Genomic DNA, 22,110 nt, shown 5'->3' with positions numbered 1-22,110 from the left:
GTTCCGTAAAGAGGTTTTGCGTTGAAGATTGCCGCGCTGGTGCTTGTTTTGCTTGCGATATCGTGCGTTCCGTGCCTGGCCGACGACGACGGGGGCGACGGCGTCAAGGTTGACGTGGCCGTCACCGAGTTCGAGCCGGGCGAGGAACCGCCTTCCGAAGAGCTTCCGAAGGTCGGGCTTGCGCCGGAGGGCGCGCCCTGGCGCTGGCTTCCCAAGGGACCGTTCGACTGGATTTCGCAGCATCCGCTTGCGCTTACCGTGCTGCAGATGCCGGCCGAGAGCGCCTACACGCTGCCGGAGGGCAGGGCGCTTCTGGCGTACCGGCTGGACATCGCCAACAACTTCGTCAAGTACCAGGAAGGCGACGCGCTGTTCGACATCGACCTGGAGAGTTACCGGCAGACGATTTCGTACCGGCGCGGGATGAGCGAGCGCGTCGAGCTTGGCGTGTTCGTACCCGTGCATTTTTCGTCGCGCGGGATTTTCGACGGGTGGATCGAAAGCTGGCACGGATTTTTCGGCCTGCCCACGGGCGACAGGCCTCTCTACAACGAGAACGAGTACACGTTCGTCGTGGCGAACGGCAACGAATTCCGGGTGCTAGGCGAAAGCGACAGCTTCGGATTCGGCGATGTTTCGTTTTCCGGGAAATACTTCATCCGGCCGGAAGGCGGCGGGTGGCCCGCGATTTCCGCGCGCGCGGCAATAAAGATTCCGACGGGCGAGCCGGGAGACATTCTCGGTAGCGGCGGATTCGACGCGGGATTCGACCTGCTGGCGCAGAAGACGTTCGGGCGGATGATCCTGTACGGCCAGACAGGATACGTGTTCACCGGCGGCAACGATTTGGACCTCGAAGGCAACGACATCTGGAAATGGTCGCTAGCCGGCGAATACCAGGCGAACCGCAAGCACTCGTGGCTGATCCAGTTCCATCACCAGACGAATCCGTACAAGTACGGCATCAACGACGTGGACCAGGACACGCTGGAAATGGCGCTCGGCTTCAAACGCTACCTGTGGCGCAATGTGATCTGGGAAGGCGGATTCAGCGAAGACATCGCGGTTGACACCGCGCCTGATTTCGCCATTTTCTCGCAGTTCACCTATCATTTCTGATCGGGCGCGCCGGGCGCGGTTTGGGTAAACTGATTATGCTTTGCGCATAGGAAGTGGCCTCTATGGATAAGCGGACTGTAGCGATTGTCGCGGTTGTGCTGGTTGTGATCGTCGTGGCCGTGATTGCGACGATCCCCCGCAAGCGTCCGGCTGGCGGCGGCGCGGGGATGGATGCGGCCGGCAATTTCATACCGCCGCCGTCCGGTCCGGGCGAGCCGGGCAAGTTCGACGTGGAGGGCGCGGGGCAGCTTGAAATCCGCGTTTACGCGGGCGAGGACCGCGTGGGGGATTCGAGCGAGCTGTACGTATGCGCGCCGGACGACCACGAGCATCCCGTCGCCGAGCCGGAGGACGGAATCGCGGAGACGCTCAAGGCGGGCGACTACGACGTGCTCGCGGTCTACAAGGACAAGTTCGGCGTCGAGCGCAAGAAATGGAAAACCGGCCTCACGGTGGAGGACGGCAAGCTTTTGCGCGAGGAAATCAAGTTCGATTTCGGATACATCGCGGTTGACCTGGGCGGGGCGGGCACCGCGTACACCGCGAAGGACGTCGAGGTCGCGGTGTTTCCGCCCGGCGACGAGACAAGCGTGCTTGCGTCCGGCAAAGCGGACAAGCCGGTGAAGGTGCTTGAAGGAACCTACGACGTGCGCCTCGTGCTCGGCACGGGCAAAAACAGCGAGCCGCTATGGCGCCGGGACGTAAAGGTGGAGGAAGGCAAAACCGCGACGCTGGAGGCCAACTTCAGCGGCGGGTCGCTTGTGGTGATCCTTCAGGGCGGCAAGGCGTTGCCGGGCGCGAAGGTCGCTGTGCACGAATCGGGCGACACATCATCTCCGATCGCGCAGGGCGAGCCGGGCGACGAGTTCCCGATAGATCCCGGCACTTACGACGTGAAAGTATCGGTGGGGGAGGGGGAGGGCGAATACGAGCACTGGGAGAAAGGCGTCGCGGTCGAGGCGGGCAAGGTAAACCGGGTCAACATATCGCTGCCGGTGGGCACGATCAAGGTCAACGCGTTCACCACTGGGGGGGGGCAGATTCCTGGCCACGACTTTTACGTTTACGTGTACAACCAGGGCGAATCCGCCAATTCCATCGTCAAATCCAGCGGGGAGTGGACGATAGCCCTCGAACCCGCGAATTACGACCTGCGCGTCGAATACACGAACAGCCAGGACAAGCCGTCCGTATGGATTAGCGGCGTCGCGGTCGCGGAGGGCAAACACCAGACGCTGCGGGCGGACTTCCAGAGCACGTCCATCACCGTCATCGCGACGGTCGGAGGCAAGGAAGTGCCCGGCAATCTGATCCAGGTTTACTATTACCCGGCGGCGGATACGTCGCGCTACATCACTTCCACGATCGGGGGCGTCCCCGCGACGCTTTCCGAAGGCCGATACAAAATCAAGGTTGAGTACACCGGCAAGCCGAAATCGTTCGAGGAATGGGCGGGCGATGTATCGCTCGAATCGGGCAAGGCCAAAACGGTGACGCACGCGCTCGAGGCGGGCTGGGCCAAATTCGTGACCACGGGGGGGGAGCTTACGGACGCACGGAACGAATCGCACGGAACGGTGGCCGTCGGCGACGAGGTGCTGCTCCCCATCGGCGTTTATTTTCTTACGAACGAGGAAGGCGTGCGGCTGATGGTGGAAGTCGGCCCGGGAGCAGGGAAGACGGAGGTTTAGTTTCAGCCCGCCATCCTTCGCTTCTCCTCGTCGGCCCGGTACACGAGCGCCAGGATTTCGGCCACGGCCGCGAACAAAGCGACGGGAATTTCCCGCTCGATTTCGACCGATGCGAGCAGCCGCACGAGATTCGGGTCCTCGTGGATTTTCACGCCGCTGGCCTTTGCGATTTCGATGATGCGCTCCGCCGTGTAGCCGCGTCCCGATGCGACCACTTTGGGCGCGGAGTCCCCCCGCTCCGGCTCGTACTTGAGCGCCACGGCCAGCCGGTCTAGGATTCGTCTTCTTTCGTCGGCGCCGGTCATTCGCCCTCCTCGATGATCGCGGGCCGTGCGAGCCGCGAGAATTCGATATCGACGGATGCCGAGCCGGTTGCGGAGGCCAGCGACTTCGCGGCGCAGGTTTCGTTTGCGATATCGGACAAAAGCGCGAGCGTGTTTTCATCCGACGCCATGATTTCGACTTCCATCCGCGCGCCGCGCTTGCGGACTATCGCCTCGATGCGTCCGAGCGAGGGAGCGTCCAATCCCAAAAGTGCGGTGTAGCGCTCGTCGTATCCGTCCGGCGGCTCGCGGCGGTAATCGAGCAGCAGAGAGACGCTGTTTCCTCCGATTCGAACGGGAAGCTCCAGCAATATCGAATCTTCGGATACGGAATTGACAACCGCAAGCGCTTCGAGCTGCGCGGCGACGGTGACCGCGAGCAATTCAATCTCGTCCCCTTCGGAAAACTCCGCCGGAATGTCCGCCGCGGCGGAAATCGCATGCGAGCCGGTCGCCGCGGCCGAGGGCGCTTCGCTTTTCAGCGAGCGGGCGATCGAGGCTTCGACGGGTGTGTGAAGCAAGTCCGCCAGCAGCCGGATGCCGTCCGCGTCCCGGAAATCTTCCTCGATGAAAAGCGCCTTGAAGAAATCCGCGCTTCGGAGACCCATGCGGCGCTGCGCGCGTTCCAACCGGGCGAGAAGCGATCCGAGCGCCGCACCTCCCGCAAGGTAGGACGCGACCTGGCCCATCAGCGCGAGGTCGGGCGACGCGCCTTCCGAAACAAGCGCGGCGTAAATCGTCGCCAGCATCGGGATTTTGGCTGGGCCGGACGCCTGCGCGAGCCTGGCGAAAAGCGCGACGGAATCCGAGGTCAGCGGAGCACCGGCTGCCAAAAGGGCGCGGGCCGCGGCGAGCGTGTCCGTGTCCGGCGCGATTCCAAGCCTCGCCAGCGCCGCATCCGCATCGGAGAATGCAAGGCTTAAGGAGGCCGATGCGTCCGATTGGCCGAGCACGCGGAACACGTACAGGTCGGGGCGCGCTTCCGACAACAACAGCGTGAGAACGGCGCCAGGCTCGAACCGCAGCGAAGTTTGCGCGAGGTAATAGCGGTTGGCGATAAGGACTTCGGTTTTGCCTCCCAATTCGCCGGTCACTACCGCACGGTAAGTCGAACCTGCGGAAAGTTCGGGCGCGGATGCTCCCGCGGCAGGCGGAACTTGCGCCGGTATGCCGTGGATCTCTGGCACGGCGCGATTTTATCATCGGGCGGGCCGTGCGCCGCGAAATTGCAGTAAGATGGCTAATCATTCTCATTTACCATTGCTTTAGAAGTGCGATTTGGAGAGATAATTAGCGGGCTTGAAGCGGTGAAACACTTAGACTGAATTGGGTTTTTGCTTGCATTGTGGGCAACCGGACATCCAAGTTCCAGCAAGGCGTCCGGAACATGTTTTCAAAAGAGGGGGTAAATATATTGCATTTGCGTATGTAATAGCGTACAATGCATCCGGGGTATGAAGCTGGTCCAGGGGTGGTCCGTGTGGAGGAAAGGAACGCTCCGGAAAACGGAATAGCCGACGCGGCTCGCAGCTCCGGCGCGATGGAATCGCCCGGAAGCACTGGCGACGCGCCGGAGAAGTACGGTTCCGGTGAAACGGCGCAGAAACCGGTTCCCTCCGCGGGAACCAAGCAACGCGGCGTGGAAACTTTTCTCGACTGTCCTCCGTGCCCGTTCCGCCGCACGTCCTTCGGCGCCACGCACTGCGCGATCTCGACCGATCCATACGTGAGCGAGGTCGATCCGCTTACCTGTTTCAACTGTTCGGTTCCCAAAACCATAAGCATTCCGCGCTGCCGGTTCCTGTCGCTTGGAACAGAAGTGCGAAGTTACCGCGGCGAGGGACAGCTGGTCGTTTCGATGGCCTGCAAGGAGCTGAACATCCGGCTCTACAATTTCGACACCTGTGCGAAGTGCCCGCTTTACAGCGAAGTGCCGAGTGTGGCTTCGGAAATGATCGCGGAGCGAAGCCGCGCGGATGTGAGCATCGCTTTGACCGAGGATGTGGCCAAATCCATCGCGGGCGATATCAAAACCGAACTCCGGCGGAGGACGCTGAAGGAGCGCGACGATTACAGGCCAAGCGATTTTGTGCGCTGCTTTAGGTTTGAGGAAGGCTATTGCCGCAAGTTTCCCGAATACATCAAAGGGAAGGTCACATGCGTGCTGCCGGAAAACGCGCGTAACAACGAGCTTTACAGCTCGGCGATCAGACCGGCGCTGAAAGAGCTGGGGCTGTTTGCTTACCGGTTCAAGGAGCCGTTTTCCGACGTTGAGTTCATGTGCCAGGCGTGCGAAAACCAGCAGGAAAGCGATTACGTTGTTTACAATCTCGAAGAGTGGTCCGGCTCCGCGCTGATGCTAATCGGGATGGCGTACGGGATGGGAAAGCAGCCCGTGCTGCTTTTGAGAAGCGGATTCCCGCGTCCTCCGCTGCTGGCGATTCTCGAACACGCGGTGGTCGAGTACGAAAGCATAAGCCAGCTTAAATACAGGCTGAAGGTTCATTTCGCCCCGCTTGCGCAGGAACTCGGCGAAGACGTGCGCAGGAGCATCCGGCTGATGGAGGACGGGGAATGAGGGGCAGGCTTTTTCTTCCTTCCAGGATCAGGATGACCTGCGGCAACTGCCGGAAGTCGTTTTCGGTCGAGCTTCGGGCGCTGGACGGCAACACGCATTTGGGATGCCCGTTCTGCAGGAAGGATGTGGAAGTTTACGCCGCGTTGGATCCCGGCGTGAGGCGCGCGATTTACCGCGCCGCGCGCGAAAAGATCGAGGAGCGGCTGGTAGAGGAGCTGAATCTTGCCGGGGAGTTTTGGGTATGAGCGATTTCAAAAATACCGGGGTGCGGTTTGCTGCCGGCCGCAACCTTGCGACCGGGGGAGTGCGCGATGAAGGTTAGTCATTGCCTGGTATCCGTTTTTCACAAGCGCAGTATGCTCGCGTTCGTCAAAGGGCTTTCCGAGATGGGGATTGAAATAATCGCGAGCGGCGGCACCGCCAAGGCGCTGGAAGACGAAAAGATCAAGGTTAAGAAGCTCGAAACGATTACGGGATTCTCGAACATCCTGGGTGGTCGCGTGAAAACGCTGCATCCGGCGGTGCACGCGGGGATTCTGGCCCGCCGGGACAATCCGCAGGACATGGCCGATCTTGAGTCACTCGGAATGCCGCCGATCGATCTTGTGGTTTGCACGCTGTATCCATTCGAGCGCAAAGTGAAGCGCCCGGATTTCCCGATATCCGACGCGGTGGAATGGATAGACATCGGCGGACCGGCGATGATCAGAGCCGCGGCCAAGAATTTGGCGCATGTCGCGGTGGTCGTGGATCCGCGCGATTACCCGCGTTTGCTTGAACATTTGAAAAAGGAGAATCTCGAAGTATCCGAGGAGTTCCGCGTGATACTTGCGCAAAAAGCGTTTGCGCTTACCTGCGAGTACGATGCGAGAATACAGAATTTCCTGTTCAACAAATTACCCAGGCAGCGGCAGTTCGCGCGCCGGAAGTTTTACGTCCTCGAACGCAAGTCGCACCTGCGCTATGGCGAGAATCCGCACCAGGAGGCCGCGCTTTACGAGGATTTGCTTAATCCGCCGGTTTCATTTTTAACGCACCAAGGCAAAGAGCTTTCATTCAACAACATCCGGGATGCTTCCGCCGCGTTCAAGATCGCGAGCTTTCCCTATGAGGGCCGCAGGGTCGCCTGCATTGTCAAGCACCAGACGCCATGCGGGATAGCCTGGGCGGAAAACGGCCTGGATGCTTACGTAAAGGCGAGGGAGGCGGATCCGCAAAGCGCGTTCGGCGGGGTTGTCGGATTGAACTTCACGGTGGACGACAGCGTCGCGATGGAGTTGATAAATACTTATTTGGAAGTCGTGTTGGCGCCGGAATATACGCCGGAGGCTCTTAGGCTGCTGGCCAAAAAACCAAATGTCCGGGTTCTGGAAGTTGACCGCGCGGCGTTTCCTGACAGGCCGGGCAGAGGCAGACCGCGCGTTTTGCCGGACAGCCAAACGCTTACTTACGAGACCGATTTCGGCTACCTGCTGCAGGAAAACGATAGGATGGTCGCCCAGGCCTCGGATTTGATCCTGCAAAGCGGGGAGAACATACCGGACGGCCTTGTAGAAGACATAAACTTTGGGCTGAAGATTATCCGTTTCCTGCGAAGCAACGCCGTGCTTCTTGTCAAGGACGGCGTAATGATTGCGTTCGGCGCGGGCCAGACCGACAGAGTCGGCGCGGTTTCGCAATGCCTGCGCAAAGCGGCTGAAAAAGCTCGCGGCGCGGTTCTTGTTTCGGACGCGTTCTTTCCGTTTCACGATTCGATCGAGTTCGCGGCGATGGCCGGCGTGGGCATAGTCGTGGCCCCTGGCGGGAGCAAAAACGACAGAAAGGTAATTGAGCGTGCGCAGGAGCTGGGGGTCAGGTTCGCGCACACTCCGTATCGTCATTTCTGGCATTAGCAAAACTCGCGCGGATTAAGGCATGCTAGAATCACAGGCGGAGGAATCGTCGAATGTTGGAGAAAGCGGTCAAGTACGTCGTTCTTGTGCCCAAGCTGGTGGTAAGCTTCGCGTATGCTATGGGAAGCCCCGAGGTCGGAACCTTTTTGAAAGTGGCCGCCGCCGCGGGGATTTCTTATTTCTTTACCCCGCTCGATTTGGTTCCTGATTTCTTCACCGGAATCGGTCTGCTTGACGACCTCATTTTTGCGCTACTTATAATGCAGAGCTTTCTGGCGGCGGTTCCATCCAAAGTAGCTGACCCGATATTCGAAAAGGTGGGTACAAACCGGGACGAGATGAAATTTGACGTGGAGGCGGCGGTGAAAGACCTTTCCGTCGCCGCCCGTGTGCTGTGGTACGCGATCAGCGCGGCATCCGAAAAGCTGGTGGAGTATTTTTCGCGAAAGGACGATGTCAAGTTGACGATTGGCGATTTGGGAGCAGGGGTGCTGCTGAAGGGCGCGGCCGGCACTGTGGAGACAGAAACCGCTTCGGAAGTGGAGGATTCCGCCGAGCCGAATAACGCAGACGCAACCGAAAGCGCGGATTTAGGATTAAAATAACGACCGTTAGTTGCGAGCCGAATAGCGCTTTAATGCGGAAAAATTTCATTCCCCGGTGATAGAATTAGGTCGTGGGAGGTCAAAAAATCGTCTTTTTCGGCTCCGGCGCAACGGGAATTCCCGCGCTTAAAATGCTCCTGGACGAGCCTGCCTTCGATGTCGCCGCCGTAGTGACGCAACCCGCAAAACCCGCGGGACGCAAAATGGAACTTTGCTGCACTGCGATAGAGCGGCTTATCAGACAGGAATATGCGCATCGAGTTGTACCGACGAATGTTGACTGCGACGAACTGCATGAAGAGGTTGCGCGTTCAGAGGAAAAACTGCTGCTTTGCGCTCCGGATAAAGTGCGTGGAAACAAGCCGCTAAGAAAAATTTTGCGAATGCTTGAGCCTGATTTTCTGGTTGTCATCAGTTTCGGGCAGCTATTGACAAATCTCGTGCTAAATATTGCGCCTAAAGCGGTGTGCGTTCACGCGTCGGAGCTTCCGCTGCTGCGTGGGCCAAGCCCCGTACGTACGGCACTGATTCTTGGAATGAAAGAGACTCAAGCTTGCACATTTCTTATGACTCCGCGGATGGACGACGGGGACGTTCTGCTGCGTAAGAATATCGCTATCGAGCAGGACAGCGACTTCGCGACGCTCTGCGCGAAATTTGCTGAGGAAATACCAATGCTGCTTCGGGATACTATTTTGGGGCTTGCCGCAGGCGAAATAACGCCCAAGCCGCAGAATCACGCTGATGCGACGTATTGCAGATTGATTCGCAAAAGCGATTCGTTTGTTGATTGGAGAATGAAGCCCCGTGAATTGCGCGATTTCGCGCGCGCGTTTTCGCCCGACCTTGGCATAGCGACCTTCTTTCGCGGCCGTCAAATCAAATTTGGGATTCCAGTGGATTTCGCCGAGGAGCAAAAGGGCGAGCCGGGGGAAATTTTGGCTGTGCATCGCCGCTCCGGATTGATGGACGTCGCATGCGGAGATGGTTCCGTCACGTTCGATGCCGTGCAGCCGGAAAGCAGGCCGAAAATGCCGGTTGAGGCATTCGTGAACGGATTCGCGCCGAAACCGGGTGAAAAGTTCGAAACTCCGATGGAAATACTGGATGCCCGCCCGCCATTCGTGTCGAATCAGCCAGCTTGGATTCGGGAAAATATATGAGCGAGGCCGGTTCCAAACCCGAAATTCATCCGTTGGAATGTGCTTCGCGCGCGCTTGTTCGGATTTGTGATGGCATTGAAAATAAAATTCCCAGTGCAAGTTCTTCGGAGATTATCGGTAACGAAATTGCCGCGGCGGAACTTACCGGCGGTCAAGCCGCACGCGCATTTGACGTTGTTCACGGTGTATTGCGCTGGCGCTACCGGCTTGATGCCGCGTTAAACGGTGCTTCAAGACGAGGAAAGCTTGAAGCGCCATCGCAATTGAGGAACCTGCTTCGGGCGGCCGCATACGAGCTTTTGATTAGGCGAGCGGACGAGCCCGCGGGCTTGGTGAGCGCAGTAGTGGATATCGCAAAGGGATACAAGGGAGGGAAATACGGCGCGCTTGCGAACGCGGTTTGCAGGAAGCTCGCGTCTGCCGTATCGTCGGCGCCTCCGCGCGATGACGCGCCTTTGGCTGATTTTGCCGCACATTATTCGATTCAACCGGCATTGCTCGTTCATCTGGGGGAAACGCGCGGGAGGGAGTGGGCAATCGCCGCGGCGCGGGCCACGGCGGACAGATTTCAAAGCCAGCTTCGAGTCAATCCGTTTATCGAACCGAATGAAGAATTTCCGGCTTCTATCGGTGCGAAAAAGCGCACGTATGAGGGCAAAGATTATTGGGAAGCCGATTCGCTCTCGCCCTCACTCAGAAAGGCGAACGCCGAAGGGAGGATTGTGGTTCAAGCGCTTCCGAGCCAGTACGCGTCGTTTTTGCTTGATCCCCTTCCCGGAGACAAGGTGCTGGATGCCGCAAGCGGAGTGGGGACGAAGGCGCATCATCTTCTCGCGTTGATGGCCGGATGGGGCGAGCTGGTATTGGCGGATGTATCGAAATCGCAGCGCGACAAGTGCATCGCCAATTTCAAAAGGTTGGGGGTACCCGAGCCGGATTATCGAATATTGGATCTTTCGGACAATGAAGCGGTTTCGAACGAATTCGTCGGCGAAAAATTCGATGCGATTCTGTTGGACGCGCCGTGCACGGGCAGCGGCCTTATCCATCACATGCCGGAGAAACGATACACGATCGATCTCGGCTTGCTTGATGCATTTGCGGATCGCCAGCGCAAGATGCTGGAAAATCTTCTCCGGTTGCTTGCACCGGGAGGCAGCCTCGTTTACGCGACATGTTCGGTTTTCAAGGAGGAAGACGAGGATGTAACCGAAACAGCGCTTGAGACGCCGGTTGGGCGTTTTACAAGTGTTGATCGGGTTTTGTTCCCGCCCTGCGGACGGCACATCGGCTTTTTCGTTGAAAAAATAAGGCGATTGGAGTAAAATCGGGCTTCAGTCTTCTTGAAAACCTCCATCGAAGATGGCTAGGATGCGCAAAAAAACCAAAGCCAGTTCCGATCGCGAAGGGTGCATCGGCGCGCTCGCGATCCTGGTGCTCTGCGCATTGGTAGTGGGGATTGTTTACGTTATCGCATCCGGCGGCTTGTTTGGTCCTGCGCCCAAAAATGCTTTGGTTCCCGATGTAGCGTCGCTTACCATCGAGGAAGCCCAAAAGCGCTGCGATGAACGCGGGTTGAGGCTGCGCCGCGGCGACGACTTATTCAGCGAAGATGTTGCGATCGGTCTCATCGTAAGTCAGGATCCCGTCGCAAATAGACTTGTAAAAGAGGGCCATACGGTAACGGTTTTTTTGTCCAAGGGGCCGAATGCATATTCCGTGCCAAATTTAATCGGTATGTCGCTTGCTGACGCGCAAGCCAGATTGAGGGAAACGAACCTGGGACTTGGAAGGATCGAAAAAATCTTGAACGCGACGATCCCGGAAGGGCAGGTCGTCTCCCAGAATCCGGAAGCAGGAAAGAAAATGCCCTTTGCGACGAAAGTGGACCTGAAAATCAGTGTAAAAAAGGCGAACGTGCTTACGCCTATGCCGGATTTGACGGGCAACGCGTTGACCAACGCCGAAGGCGTGCTTGTCGCCAAGAACTTGCTTCTTTCAAAAGTTAAGTACCGGCCGCACCCGGGTACCGCGTTCGGACAGGTCGTCAGCCAAGACCCGCCAGCCGGCATGGAAGTGCCGCTCGGAACAAAGGTTACTTTGGAGGTCGCCATAGACAACGAAACGGCTCGCGCCCTCGTAAGAATTTTAAACGTGCGATGCGTGGTACCCGTCGGCAGGGAGAAGCAGCAGGTAAAAATAGTCGTTTCCGACAGGCTTGGCGAGAACGAAGTATATAACCAAGTTCACAGAATCGGCGAAATCATCGAGACGCAGGTTAAGGTTGAAGGTCAGGCGTTCATCAAGACGTATTTTGACGGGCAACTTGTACGTGAAGACGACATCCCGCTTTTGCCTTAGCCAAGGCGGAAAGGACGAGCCATGAAAATCGCTCCATCACTTCTTGCGGCGGATACCTCCGATATCAAAAGTGCAATCGCGGAATGCGAAGCCGCGGGCGCTGATTTCATTCATTGGGACGTGATGGACGGGCATTTCGTGCCAAATCTTACCTTCGGCCCCCAAGTGATTACGGACGCGCGCCGCCACACAAAGCTGCCGTTCGACGTGCACCTGATGGTTACCAATCCGTCGGACTTCGTGGATCGGCTGGGCGCCGCGGGCGTTTCGATGATCAGCTTTCACATTGAAGCGGAGATACACGCGAACCGGCTCTTGGACAGAATCAGAAATGCCGGCGTTCTTGCAGGTATTACGCTCAATCCGCAAACTCCGCCGCAATCGGCCGAATATCTGCTCCAAGAATGCGATTTCGTTCTTGTGATGACTGTCAGCCCGGGATTCGCAGGCCAGTCGTTCATCGATGCTTGCCTGCCCAAAATATCCTGGCTTGCTCAATTCCGCGAATCGCATGCTCTGGATTACGCGATCGAAGTGGACGGCGGGGTAAGCGCGTCGAACGCGGAGCTTCTGGCAAACGCGGGAGCCGACTGGATTGTCGCAGGCAAAGCGTTTTTCGAGGCCGATGACAGGCGCCGATTCGTTGATGATATTCACTCGCTTTTAAAGCATTAGCGTCGCGCTATAATCCCCGCGCTTTCCTTGGAGGTTAGATGAAGTACCGGCTTTTCACATCCGAATCCGTGACGGAAGGTCATCCTGACAAACTGTGCGACAGGATCAGCGACGGCGTCTTGGACGATTTGATCCGCCAGGACGAGAACTCGCGCGTCGCGGTTGAAACGTTCTGCACGACCGGCATGGTCATCGTGGGCGGCGAGATTACTACGAACGGTTATTGCGAAATTAACCAGCTCGTCCGGGACGTGCTGTTGGATGTAGGATACGATTCAAGTGAAGTCGGTATAGACGGGCGTTCCTGCGGAGTCGCGGTGTCAATTCACGCGCAATCGTCCGACATCTCGGAAGCGGTTTACAAGCCCCAGGAGGCGCGTTCTGGATCGGAAGACGTCTACGACCAGATCGGCGCCGGCGACCAGGGTTTGATGTTCGGATACGCCTGCAGGGACACGGACGCTCTAGGGGAAGAACATCGGTCAGTGCTGATGCCGCTTCCAGTCTACCTTGCGCACAGGCTGGCCGAGAGGTTGTCGGAAGTGCGCAGAAAACGCGAAGCCGCTGGGCTGAGGCCAGATGGGAAAACGCAGGTTACCATCGAATATCCAGATGACGGCGGGCCGCCTGTGGTCCATACCATTCTTGTGAGCGCGCAGCACGATCCGGGCATCGGCGCGTCCGAAGTCGAGGAAATCGTTCGGGGGCTGGTGTTGCCCAAAGTGGTGCCCGATTCCGTGTTGCCCGCGGGCGGCTGGTGTGCGGTAAAGTTGCTGGTGAATCCAAGCGGGCGATTTGAAAAGGGCGGGCCGTACGCGGACACCGGGCTGACGGGGCGAAAGATAATCGCGGATACGTATGGCGGTTACGCTCGCCACGGGGGCGGTGCGTTCAGCGGCAAGGATCCCACCAAGGTGGATCGAAGCGGCTGCTACTACGCACGTTACGCGGCGAAAAATCTGGTCGCAGCGGGCGTTGCTGACCGGCTGGAGATTCAGGTCGCCTACGCCATAGGCCGTGCATATCCGCTGTCGCTTTCGTTCGAGGATTTCGGCAGCGCAAAGGTCGGCAGGGAGAAAATTCAAGCAATCCTGAACGACCCTGAAATTTTCGATTTCAGGCCGGCCGCGATTATTGCCAACCTCGATTTGCGCAGGCCGATTTACGGCCAGGTGAGCACCTACGGTCATTTCGGCAGGAAGGATCTGGATTTGTCCTGGGAGCGGTTGGACAGAGTGGAGTTGATTCGGTCACGCCTTTAGGAACATCGGGCCATTTGCGGCCCTGCAGGTATTCCCGATGTCGCCGCGAATATGCCCGCACCGGCTGTTCAGGAGAGAAAAATGGATATCGTAAGCCAAGCCGAGTTGGACCGCCGCGTCGAGGAAAGCGTCGCAAGCATCCGCGAGTACAGCACAATCGAGCCGTCGGCGGCGGTGATTTTGGGAACCGGCACAGGCGATTTTACGGCTGAAATTAAGAATGCCGTTGAAATTCCTTACCAGGTTATTCCACATTTCGCCTCGACAACCGTGGAAGGCCATCCGGGTGTTCTCGTAATGGGGGAGTTTTCCGGCAGGCAGGTGTCGGTATTCGCGGGCCGGTTTCATTATTACGAAGGCCTACGGATGCACGAGGTGGCGTATCCGGTGCGGGTTGCACGTGCGCTTGGAGCGGAAGTGCTCGTGCAATTCAACGCGGCGGGAGGGATAAAGCGCGATTTGCAGGTAGGCGATTTACTGGTTGTGGATGATTATGTAAATATGATGGGCGATTCGCCGCTTCGCGGGATAATGACCGAACCACCGTCTGCAAAGTTTGTGCCCATGAACAGGCCGTTCGATGAAAGGTTATCCGAAGCCGCGTTCAGAGGTGCTCTTCGCGGCGGGCTTAGAGTGCATCGCGGCACTTACATCGCGGTGCATGGGCCAAGTTACGAAACGGACGCCGAACTTTATTTTTTCCATGTTATCGGCGGCGCTGCCGTTGGGATGAGCACGGTTCCGGAAGCGATTGTGGCGCGCTCGCTTGGAATGCGCAACGTCGCGATATCCGTGATTACGAATTTGACTTTCGGCGTCGAAGGCCAGCACCTGTCGCACAAAGAAGTGCTGTCAATTGCGCGCGGCGCGCTTCCAAAGCTGAAGGATATTCTCGCTTGCATACTGGCTGAAACTTAGTTCCGGCCATGATTCGTCCGGTTTCAGCTGATTGCCCGGCGCGCTATAATTGAACCGCGGAAGCAATCGTCCGCAGGAGCCGCAATGAAGGTATCGGGGAACATCGTCAAGGTCGCGGACGGGACTTATTTTCCCGGAACGATCGAGTTCAAGGACGGGCGGATAATCAACATCCGCGATGAGCCGAAACGCGATTACGAGCGTTTTGTCATCCCCGGCTTCATAGATGCCCACGTGCACGTCGAAAGCTCGATGCTTGTGCCTAGCGAATTCGCGCGCCAGGCCGTGCGTCACGGCACGGTCGCGAGCGTCAGCGATCCTCATGAAATCGCGAACGTGCTGGGGGACACCGGCGTGCGATTCATGATTGAGAACGGCAAAAACGTCCCTTTCAAGTTTTTCTTCGGCGCGCCAAGCTGCGTGCCCGCAACCGCATTCGAGACTTCCGGCGCGAAGCTTGGAGTGCCTGACGTGCAGAGGCTTCTGCAGCAGGACGACATACTTTATCTTTCCGAAATGATGAATTTTCCGGGCGTGATCAGCGGCGATCCGGATTGCCTCGCCAAAATCGCCGCAGCGAAAAAACTGGGAAAGCCGATTGACGGCCACGCGCCGGGATTGCGCGGCGATGCGCTGAAAAAGTATATTTCTGCAGGAATTTCGACCGATCACGAGTGTTTCGAAATCGAAGAAGCGAAGGAAAAAATCGAGCTCGGCATGAAAATAATAATCCGCGAAGGTTCCGCCGCGCGCAATTTCGACGAATTGCTTCCGCTTGTCGACAGCCATCCGGACAGCGTGATGTTCGGAAGTGACGACAAACATCCGAATGAGTTAATCAAAGGGCATATAAACGAACTTGTAATGCGCGCCGTCGGGGCAGGAATTAACTGGAGAAAGGTGTTGAAGTGCGCGTGCATCAATCCAATCGAACATTACGGTCTGCCCGTCGGCCGGCTTCGCATCGGTGACAGCGCGGATTTTGTGATCGTGGACGATTTGAGTAAGTTGAAAGTCCGCGAAACATATATCGCAGGCGAGCTTGTTGCGGTGGACGGAAATACGAATGCGCCAACTATGTCATGTGACGCGGTCAACCGTTTTAAGTGCACGAAAAAAATCCCGGAAAATTTCCAGGTCAGGGCGGGCGGCGCCAGTATTCAGATAATCGAGGCTGTTGACGGCCAGATAGTGACGGGCAGGGCGGTTGAACAAGTTAAGGCGGAAGCTGGATTTGCGGTTCCAGATACTTCGCGCGACATATTGAAGCTGACGGTTGTAAACAGGTACAACGACGCTCCTCCGGCAGTTGCGTTTGTCCGGGGATTCGGACTGAAAAAGGGCGCGATGGCGTCGAGCGTCGCTCACGATTCGCACAACATCATCGCCGTCGGAGCCGACGATGTATCGCTCGCACGCGCGGTGAATGAAGTTATCCGCTATCAGGGCGGAATGACGGTCGTAACCGAATCATCCGTGGATATATTGTCCCTGCCGGTCGCGGGATTGATGACGAATGCGGACGGAGGAACTGTCGCGCGCGAATACGACAATCTTGAAAAGAAGGCGAAGTCGCTGGGTTTGAGGCTAGCTTCGCCGTTCATGACGCTTTCGTTTATGGCGCTCCTTGTGATTCCTTCGCTGAAGCTTTCCGACAAGGGTCTTTTCGACGGCGATAAATTTGATTTCGCGCCGCTGTTCGTATAACCGGCTTTTTGCCGATTGATACGTCTTAAACAAGCCTCGTTTGCCATACGATCGCACGGCAGCCAGGGCTAAAATCGGCCTTTATGCTTCAGGTGGAGGTTTCCTGGATGCGTTCGATTAGCATTCTTCTTGCGTTTTTGGTGCTTTTGTCATCTCCCATAAAAGCGCTCGCATGGGGCAATGTCCTTGCACATCCCGAAATCAACCGCCAGGCGTTCAGTTTGTGGGTTGAAATATACGGGCAGGGAGCGCATTATGTAAATTCTAACGGGGCCACATCGCTAGTGGATACAGGCGGGCAATGGGAAGGGCCGGAAGTGCTGACTTCAAACCCCGGCTACTTGTCTTGGACTACCGGAACCGGCAAATCCAGAAAGAGCTTCGAGGATTGGCTTGCGAGCGCAGGTTACTCCGCGGACGAGCCTGAGATTTGGATGGCTCTTTGCCATTTCTACGATCCGAAAGCCAATCCCGAAATCTATCTTACCGACGGCGTGCCCGACAGGTACATCGTCAATCCGCAAATAGACGCCCTGACCTGGGCGCTTCACCATCCGGACAACCTGTTTTCATGGGATAAAGGGCTGGAATATTACGCGCTCGCTTTCGAGGGGCCCGAAGAGGAACGCGAGGAAAACACAGCCAAGGCATTCCGTTGCCTCGGCGAAACGATGCACTGCATCGCCGATATGACCCAGCCCTGCCACGTTCGAAACGACGCGCACGGCTTTTATGACCCGATGGAAAACTCCGTAGACGACGCGATTGTTCGCAATCACGCGCGCAACGGCTCGGTGGAATCCCTGGTTCAAATCAGCGGACTTAAGATTGAAAATCTAATCCACAACATCGCGTATTTTACCAACTCCAATTTTTACTCCGACGAAACCATTTACAGCCAGGGTGCGCCGACCATTATGCCGCGGAACGGCGAGCCGTTTTATGACAGACCCCAATTCAGCGACTTCCGGTGGAACAAGGAAAACCAGTGGTACGAAAAGGATTTCGCCGGAATCGGCGCAGTGCCGATGGTAAAGCTTGTGATGGAAACACATGCGGTAACCGACGACAACGGCGCGATCGGCTACGAGGAAAGGCCGGAGTGGCATGTCGTTCCGGAATTTGCGGATGCGTATGCAAGCGTGCTTATCCCAATCGCGGTGCGCGGCGGCGCCGAAGCGATAGAGCAATTCTTCCCGACAATTTTCATAAACATTAAAAGCGAAGAGGAAATGGGGAAGCAAGGGACCTACTTGATTACAGGGCAGATTAAGCACGAGGTGTCCGCCGACCGCGCCTGGAAGCACGAAATCAAATACAGCGGCCCCTGCCTTCTTGTTGCGCGGCGGGATGGAAAGGAAACCACGATAATGGGCGGGAACATCATCAAAGGCGAAATCGAGACGATTGAAGTCGCTCCCCTCCCGGGGGACGAGTTATTCGTGCAGGTCGAGGCTGGCGGAAGGATTTTCAAGAGCAATCCGATAAAAATTGAAAGCGCGGACGAAGCAACCTACCAACTATCCGCGTTCCATCCCAACAGCTTCGCGATCCCTGATGGATTCATGTGCAGCGGCTCGATTTCGGCGCCGGGTCTGGAAATCAAATCGGACACCGTTGACGAAACGCTCGGTCACTGCGTAGACGCAAGAATATCGGGAGCGTTGCCGTTGGATTTGGAAATTTCGCTGGATGTGTCGGGGCCGATGACAAGTTCGACGCCATACGGTGAGAGCGTGGATGTCAAAACTCTTTCGCCGATTCGCTGGGTGATAAACAAAAACACAAGCGACATGTTCGTAAACGAGAGGGTCGAGTCGCAAAGCGGAAAATTCACACTGCATTTGACGGAGGATAACCTCGTGTCCTGCGGAGCGGGATTTTACCTTCTGTCGCTTAAGGCTTATTACGATTACAATATTCACAGCGAATTCTACGGTGCGGACGGCCAATTGTCCAGCAGTGACGATGCAACATTCTCGTTTGAAGCGCTTTCCCTTTCGGTTACCGTGGAAACGGAATCGCATCCGGCGATAGTTTTCGAAGAGGAAGGATAGGCCCCGTCAGACGCCGATGGAGTGAGCTTGAGCCGCCGCAGCGTATGCGGCCATCGGCACGAGGTCGCACACAAGCTTGTTTATCGGAGCGGGAATTCCGGCCGCGTCCGCGAGCTCCGCTATTTTTCCGTTCAGCCAAGCGATTTCAGTCCGCCTTCCGGAGCGGACGTCTTCCAGCATAGAGCTGAAATTAAGAGCGGTGGTCGACGCGATTTCGCGCACTCTTGAAACCTCGATTTCCGGTTTGAAATCGTAGCCTTCATAGCTTGCATTAAATGTCGCGCAGATTTCGGCAACCAAACCAGAAACGAGATTTGACAGCTTTTCGGTCAATATAATTTCGTTTGGCGAGGCGAAGAGGGCGGTGAGCGGATTGATAACTGAATTTACGAGAACTTTTTCAAGCATCGCCCGGTGGTTGGATTCAGACAGGTGAATATCAATGACTCCGGCTTTGCCAAACAAATCGCGCCAAATGTCCAAAATCGAATGATGCGCAATCATTGGGTACGGAACGCCGATATTCAGCTTCGGGGATGGCGTGTAAATTAAAACACCATCCTGTATTCTCCCGCCGCCGTAAAGCACTCCAAGACAATGCCTGTCGGTTTCTATCAGTCCGTTGGAAATCGCCAACAGGGGCGCGCTGGGCCAGCGACTGGAAACGCGGCTCGCAAGCTCACCAAGTGCGAATGCCTTGACGCACGTAATAACCGCATCCGGTTCAATTCCAGGGTCTTTGCTCCACGCAGTTTCGGGAGAATCTATCTCGATTCCGACGTCGGCGGGACGGATGAGTCGCTCACCATAGTTTGAATCTCCGGCGGCGACAGCTCTCAATCCATTTGTCGCGAGCTCGTTTCTTGGTTTCCGGTCGCGAATCAGCCAGCAAATCCTGATTTCGGGATTAGCCCGCGCGGCGAAGTCCAACGCGACAAGCCTTCCAACCGGGCCGGCGCCGATCAACAGCACGGTGCGTTCAGCCACGCGCTCCCTCCCAGTACCATTCGACCGCGGCTGGCACGACTTCTTCGGCTTTGCCGGTAAGCGCGATATGATCGGGCAGGCTCTTCAAAAAATATTGTCCGTAACGCTTTTTCACAATGCGCGTGTCCAGTACGAATATGCAGCCGCGGTCGGTCTTCGTGCGGATGAGTCTGCCGAATCCCTGCGCCAATCGCATTGCGGCCTGCGGCACGGCGTACTCCATGAATTCGCTTCCGCCGCGTTCGCGGATCGCCGCCGCGCGCGCGGCCCGCACCGGCTCCTTGAAATTCGCAAACGGCAAACGGGTCAGCACCACGCATCGCAACGCTTCGCCGGGGATGTCGAATCCTTCCCAGAAGCTCTTGGTGCCAAACAAAACCACACCGTCGTTTTTCTTCAGTCTGTTGCCGATTTCAGTACGGGAGCCGTCCACTCCCTGGCAAAGAACCTTGAGTCCGTTGCCCATTTGCCCCGCGGCGATTTCATAAACGCGCGTCATATCGGCGTTGCTGTTGAACAATACCAGCGTTCCGCCGCGCATGCCCTGCGCGATTTCGCAGACTATCGCCGCGGTTCGTTCTATGTATGGCTGCATATTGCCGAAATCGGGTTCGATCAAGTCCGTGGGGATGCAGAGGCGCGCCTGCTCGGCGATATCGAACGGCGTTTCAAGCCTCACGCAAGGCAGCATTTCCTCGGGCAGCGAATCGAGCCCAAGCCTGGATTTCATGAAATCGAAACCGCGCGCGACCGTCAGCGTCGCGCTGGTCAAAATCACGCTGGAGCGGCTTTCAACGAATTCGCGGAATATTCCGCCAACTTCGAGCGGGCAGACGTAGCACCGGAAGCCGACGCCCTCGCGCGTTAGCTGCATCTTTGCCCAGCGGATTGTTTCCCCGCCGGGCGCGGTCAATCCGCCGAGAACGTTTTCCATATCCATAACCTCGGACATGACCAGCATCGCTTCGGACTGAAACGCGTCGTCCTCCACGCGCGCATCCGACTCGTCGCTCATTACGGGAGACCTCAACCGCTCGAAAGCGTCACGGACGCGCGCGAAGGATGCAGCGGTTTTTTGGAGGATCATGTTCAGCTCCGCGGCGTGTTTCGCGTCCGCAGGATCAGGTGTCGAAAGAGAAATGTCCACTGCGTTAGCGCGCGCGAGAACCTTTGCCGCCCATCCGTCAATCTCGCGCTTTGCATCCATCCATTTCGAAAGCGCCGATCGCACTTCTTCCTTCGCGTCGTGCAGTTTGTCGAATCCCCAGGATTGTCCGAGCGCGGCATTCAGCAGAGGATCGTCCATAAACCGCAGAATCCGGTTTGAAAGCTCCATCATCGCCAGCCCGGAAACCTCTCCCGTGTACTGGTCGGTCAACGCGTCTTCTATATTGTGCGCCTCGTCCAGCACGAACCTGCTGTATTTGGATAATACCGTGTCGGTATCGGATGATTCCGCCGACAGCAGCCGGAATAGCAGGGCGTGGTTCATCACCAGGATGTGGCACTTCTCCGCACGGTCGCGCGCGGCGTAAAACCAGCATCCTTCACGGTACTGGCATTTGTTGCGAAGGCAGCTCCGCGTTCCGCAATCGACAAGAGACTGAATACGTGCTTGCATGTCGCGCGGCAGTCCGGGAGGCGCCCCGACGCGATCCATATCGCCATCTTCCGTCGCGGCTTGCCAGAATCCGAGGCGCACCACGTATTCCCATGCGTCCGGCCCGCCGAAGGCCGCGATTTCCGCGACGCGCGCGGCGGGGTCGCCGCGGCCGAACAGCGCTTCGCGCGCGCGCAGTCTGCAGAAGTAATGACTGCGTCCTTTGAGCAACGCCACCGAAAACGGAATTTCCGGCAGCGCCTTGCGAGCGACTTGTATGTCCTTTTCCAGAAGCTGTTCCTGCAGGTTGATCGTGTTCGTACTGACGACCACACCGGTACGGTTGCAGTCCGCGTAAAGGACCGCGGGAATCAAATAAGCAAGCGATTTGCCGATGCCGGTCCCCGCCTCGATTATCAGGTGGGAATTGCACGATAGAGATTTCCATACATGGCGCGCCAATTCCGCCTGTTCTTCGCGATACTCAAAATCGTTCATCGCGCGCTCAAGCCTGTCCGCGCGCTTGAACGCCGTGGAAATTATGGCGTCGGGCTTGACGTCCGCCGGAAATCGTTCAACATCGTTTTCCCGCCTCTTCGGTGGAAGCGGGACGTATCCTTTCGGAACTATACCGGATAATGCGTCGAATCTGTGCTGTCCCGCCAAACTCAAGAGAGCCAGGCTGTCGATTCCGTGCCGCTCTGTAATTCCTATTGCCCACTTATGCAAATCGCCGTCCGTTTCGAGCAGCCAGTTCCAAATTTCCTTGAACAGAAACGCAAGCGCGTCCGCGCGGTTCCTCGGAATCGCTTTTTTCGCCAGCTTTTCAAGCACTTCCTCCGGTCTTGCGCTTTCAATTCCGGGCCATTCCGGAAACCGGAGAGCGCAAATCGGCGCAAGTTCGAGAATTTCTTCGGTTCCGGAGTGCTTTCTTGCCCCCTTTGCCTTCCATTCGAGCCTGTATCGGCAAAAGCGTTCGTCCGTTTCCATCCAGCCGCCCGCGCCGAGTGCGAGAAACCGCTCGGTGGGGCCGGAAGCAATGCGGATTGAAATTGGCTCCGCCATCGCAAGATTTTACAACGCAAACGCGGCAATGCGCGTTTGGATTCGAGCAATAAAAAAAAGCCGCGGTTTCCCGCGGCCTTTTTGCGATAGCAAATGACTCGGATTTA

Annotated in this window: 18 protein-coding genes; 14 read left to right on the top strand and 4 right to left on the bottom strand. The window is 57.1% G+C overall.

Features of this window, described 5'->3' with window-relative positions:
• The first annotated feature begins 21 nt into the window (after positions 1-21).
• Positions 22-1,119: a DUF3187 family protein gene (locus HRF49_10020; protein MEP0814986.1), complete on the top strand. Its 1,098-nt coding sequence runs from the start codon at positions 22-24 to the stop codon at positions 1,117-1,119.
• A 62-nt stretch (positions 1,120-1,181) separates the two neighbouring features.
• Positions 1,182-2,810 carry a hypothetical protein gene (locus tag HRF49_10015; GenBank protein MEP0814985.1) on the top strand — a complete coding sequence of 543 codons (1,629 nt, stop codon included), beginning with the start codon at positions 1,182-1,184 and terminating at the stop codon, positions 2,808-2,810.
• 2 nt (positions 2,811-2,812) lie between these two features.
• On the opposite strand, the gene HRF49_10010 is transcribed toward HRF49_10015, so the two are convergent.
• Both HRF49_10010 and HRF49_10005 read right to left on the bottom strand, forming a co-directional pair.
• Positions 2,813-3,115: an EscU/YscU/HrcU family type III secretion system export apparatus switch protein gene (locus tag HRF49_10010; GenBank protein MEP0814984.1), complete on the bottom strand. Its 303-nt coding sequence runs from the start codon at positions 3,113-3,115 to the stop codon at positions 2,813-2,815.
• Positions 3,112-4,320 (bottom strand): hypothetical protein, encoded by a 1,209-nt coding sequence (locus HRF49_10005; GenBank protein ID MEP0814983.1) that lies wholly within the window; start codon positions 4,318-4,320, stop codon positions 3,112-3,114. The genes HRF49_10010 and HRF49_10005 overlap by 4 nt, the downstream gene beginning before the upstream one ends.
• A 293-nt stretch (positions 4,321-4,613) precedes the next feature.
• On the opposite strand from HRF49_10005, the gene HRF49_10000 reads away from it, so the two are divergent.
• The 12 genes from HRF49_10000 to HRF49_09945 all read left to right on the top strand — a co-directional run bounded on the left by HRF49_10000 (position 4,614) and on the right by HRF49_09945 (position 18,351).
• The gene (locus tag HRF49_10000; protein MEP0814982.1) at positions 4,614-5,711 is read left to right on the top strand and encodes a hypothetical protein; all 1,098 of its coding nucleotides are present in this window, start codon (positions 4,614-4,616) and stop codon (positions 5,709-5,711) included.
• A complete protein-coding gene (locus HRF49_09995; GenBank protein MEP0814981.1) occupies positions 5,708-5,956 on the top strand; it encodes a hypothetical protein in 249 nt (82 codons plus the stop codon). Before HRF49_10000 ends, HRF49_09995 begins: the two co-directional genes overlap by 4 nt.
• A 66-nt stretch (positions 5,957-6,022) precedes the next feature.
• Positions 6,023-7,603, top strand: a complete 1,581-nt coding sequence (gene purH / locus HRF49_09990) for a bifunctional phosphoribosylaminoimidazolecarboxamide formyltransferase/IMP cyclohydrolase (GenBank protein ID MEP0814980.1) — start codon at positions 6,023-6,025, stop codon at positions 7,601-7,603.
• A gap of 53 nt (positions 7,604-7,656) precedes the next feature.
• Positions 7,657-8,208, top strand: a complete 552-nt coding sequence (locus HRF49_09985) for a DUF1232 domain-containing protein (protein MEP0814979.1) — start codon at positions 7,657-7,659, stop codon at positions 8,206-8,208.
• A gap of 71 nt (positions 8,209-8,279) precedes the next feature.
• Positions 8,280-9,371, top strand: a complete 1,092-nt coding sequence (locus HRF49_09980) for a hypothetical protein (protein ID MEP0814978.1) — start codon at positions 8,280-8,282, stop codon at positions 9,369-9,371.
• A complete protein-coding gene (locus tag HRF49_09975; GenBank protein ID MEP0814977.1) occupies positions 9,368-10,696 on the top strand; it encodes an RsmB/NOP family class I SAM-dependent RNA methyltransferase in 1,329 nt (442 codons plus the stop codon). The genes HRF49_09980 and HRF49_09975 overlap by 4 nt, the downstream gene beginning before the upstream one ends.
• A 46-nt stretch (positions 10,697-10,742) precedes the next feature.
• Positions 10,743-11,732 (top strand): PASTA domain-containing protein, encoded by a 990-nt coding sequence (locus tag HRF49_09970; GenBank protein ID MEP0814976.1) that lies wholly within the window; start codon positions 10,743-10,745, stop codon positions 11,730-11,732.
• A gap of 21 nt (positions 11,733-11,753) precedes the next feature.
• Positions 11,754-12,407 carry a ribulose-phosphate 3-epimerase gene (gene rpe / locus HRF49_09965; protein ID MEP0814975.1) on the top strand — a complete coding sequence of 218 codons (654 nt, stop codon included), beginning with the start codon at positions 11,754-11,756 and terminating at the stop codon, positions 12,405-12,407.
• 38 nt (positions 12,408-12,445) lie between these two features.
• On the top strand, positions 12,446-13,669 hold the full coding sequence (locus HRF49_09960) for a methionine adenosyltransferase (GenBank protein MEP0814974.1): 1,224 nt from the start codon (positions 12,446-12,448) through the stop codon (positions 13,667-13,669).
• 81 nt (positions 13,670-13,750) lie between these two features.
• Positions 13,751-14,587 carry a purine-nucleoside phosphorylase gene (locus tag HRF49_09955; protein ID MEP0814973.1) on the top strand — a complete coding sequence of 279 codons (837 nt, stop codon included), beginning with the start codon at positions 13,751-13,753 and terminating at the stop codon, positions 14,585-14,587.
• Between the two features lie 84 nt (positions 14,588-14,671).
• Positions 14,672-16,294, top strand: a complete 1,623-nt coding sequence (gene ade / locus HRF49_09950) for an adenine deaminase (GenBank protein ID MEP0814972.1) — start codon at positions 14,672-14,674, stop codon at positions 16,292-16,294.
• A 107-nt stretch (positions 16,295-16,401) separates the two neighbouring features.
• Positions 16,402-18,351 carry a hypothetical protein gene (locus tag HRF49_09945; GenBank protein MEP0814971.1) on the top strand — a complete coding sequence of 650 codons (1,950 nt, stop codon included), beginning with the start codon at positions 16,402-16,404 and terminating at the stop codon, positions 18,349-18,351.
• A gap of 6 nt (positions 18,352-18,357) precedes the next feature.
• Here HRF49_09945 and HRF49_09940 read toward each other — a convergent pair whose 3' ends face one another.
• Together HRF49_09940 and HRF49_09935 are read right to left on the bottom strand one after the other, a co-directional pair.
• The gene (locus HRF49_09940; protein ID MEP0814970.1) at positions 18,358-19,338 is read right to left on the bottom strand and encodes a ketopantoate reductase family protein; all 981 of its coding nucleotides are present in this window, start codon (positions 19,336-19,338) and stop codon (positions 18,358-18,360) included.
• Positions 19,331-22,003 carry a hypothetical protein gene (locus tag HRF49_09935; protein ID MEP0814969.1) on the bottom strand — a complete coding sequence of 891 codons (2,673 nt, stop codon included), beginning with the start codon at positions 22,001-22,003 and terminating at the stop codon, positions 19,331-19,333. The genes HRF49_09940 and HRF49_09935 overlap by 8 nt, the downstream gene beginning before the upstream one ends.
• Positions 22,004-22,110: the final 107 nt, after the last annotated feature.

Source organism: bacterium (genome assembly GCA_039961635.1).
Taxonomy (GTDB): domain Bacteria; phylum 4484-113; class 4484-113; order JAGGVC01; family JAGGVC01; genus JABRWB01.
The sequence above is the reverse complement of the archived record's forward strand: the minus strand, read 5'-3'. Positions and strand labels throughout refer to the sequence as shown.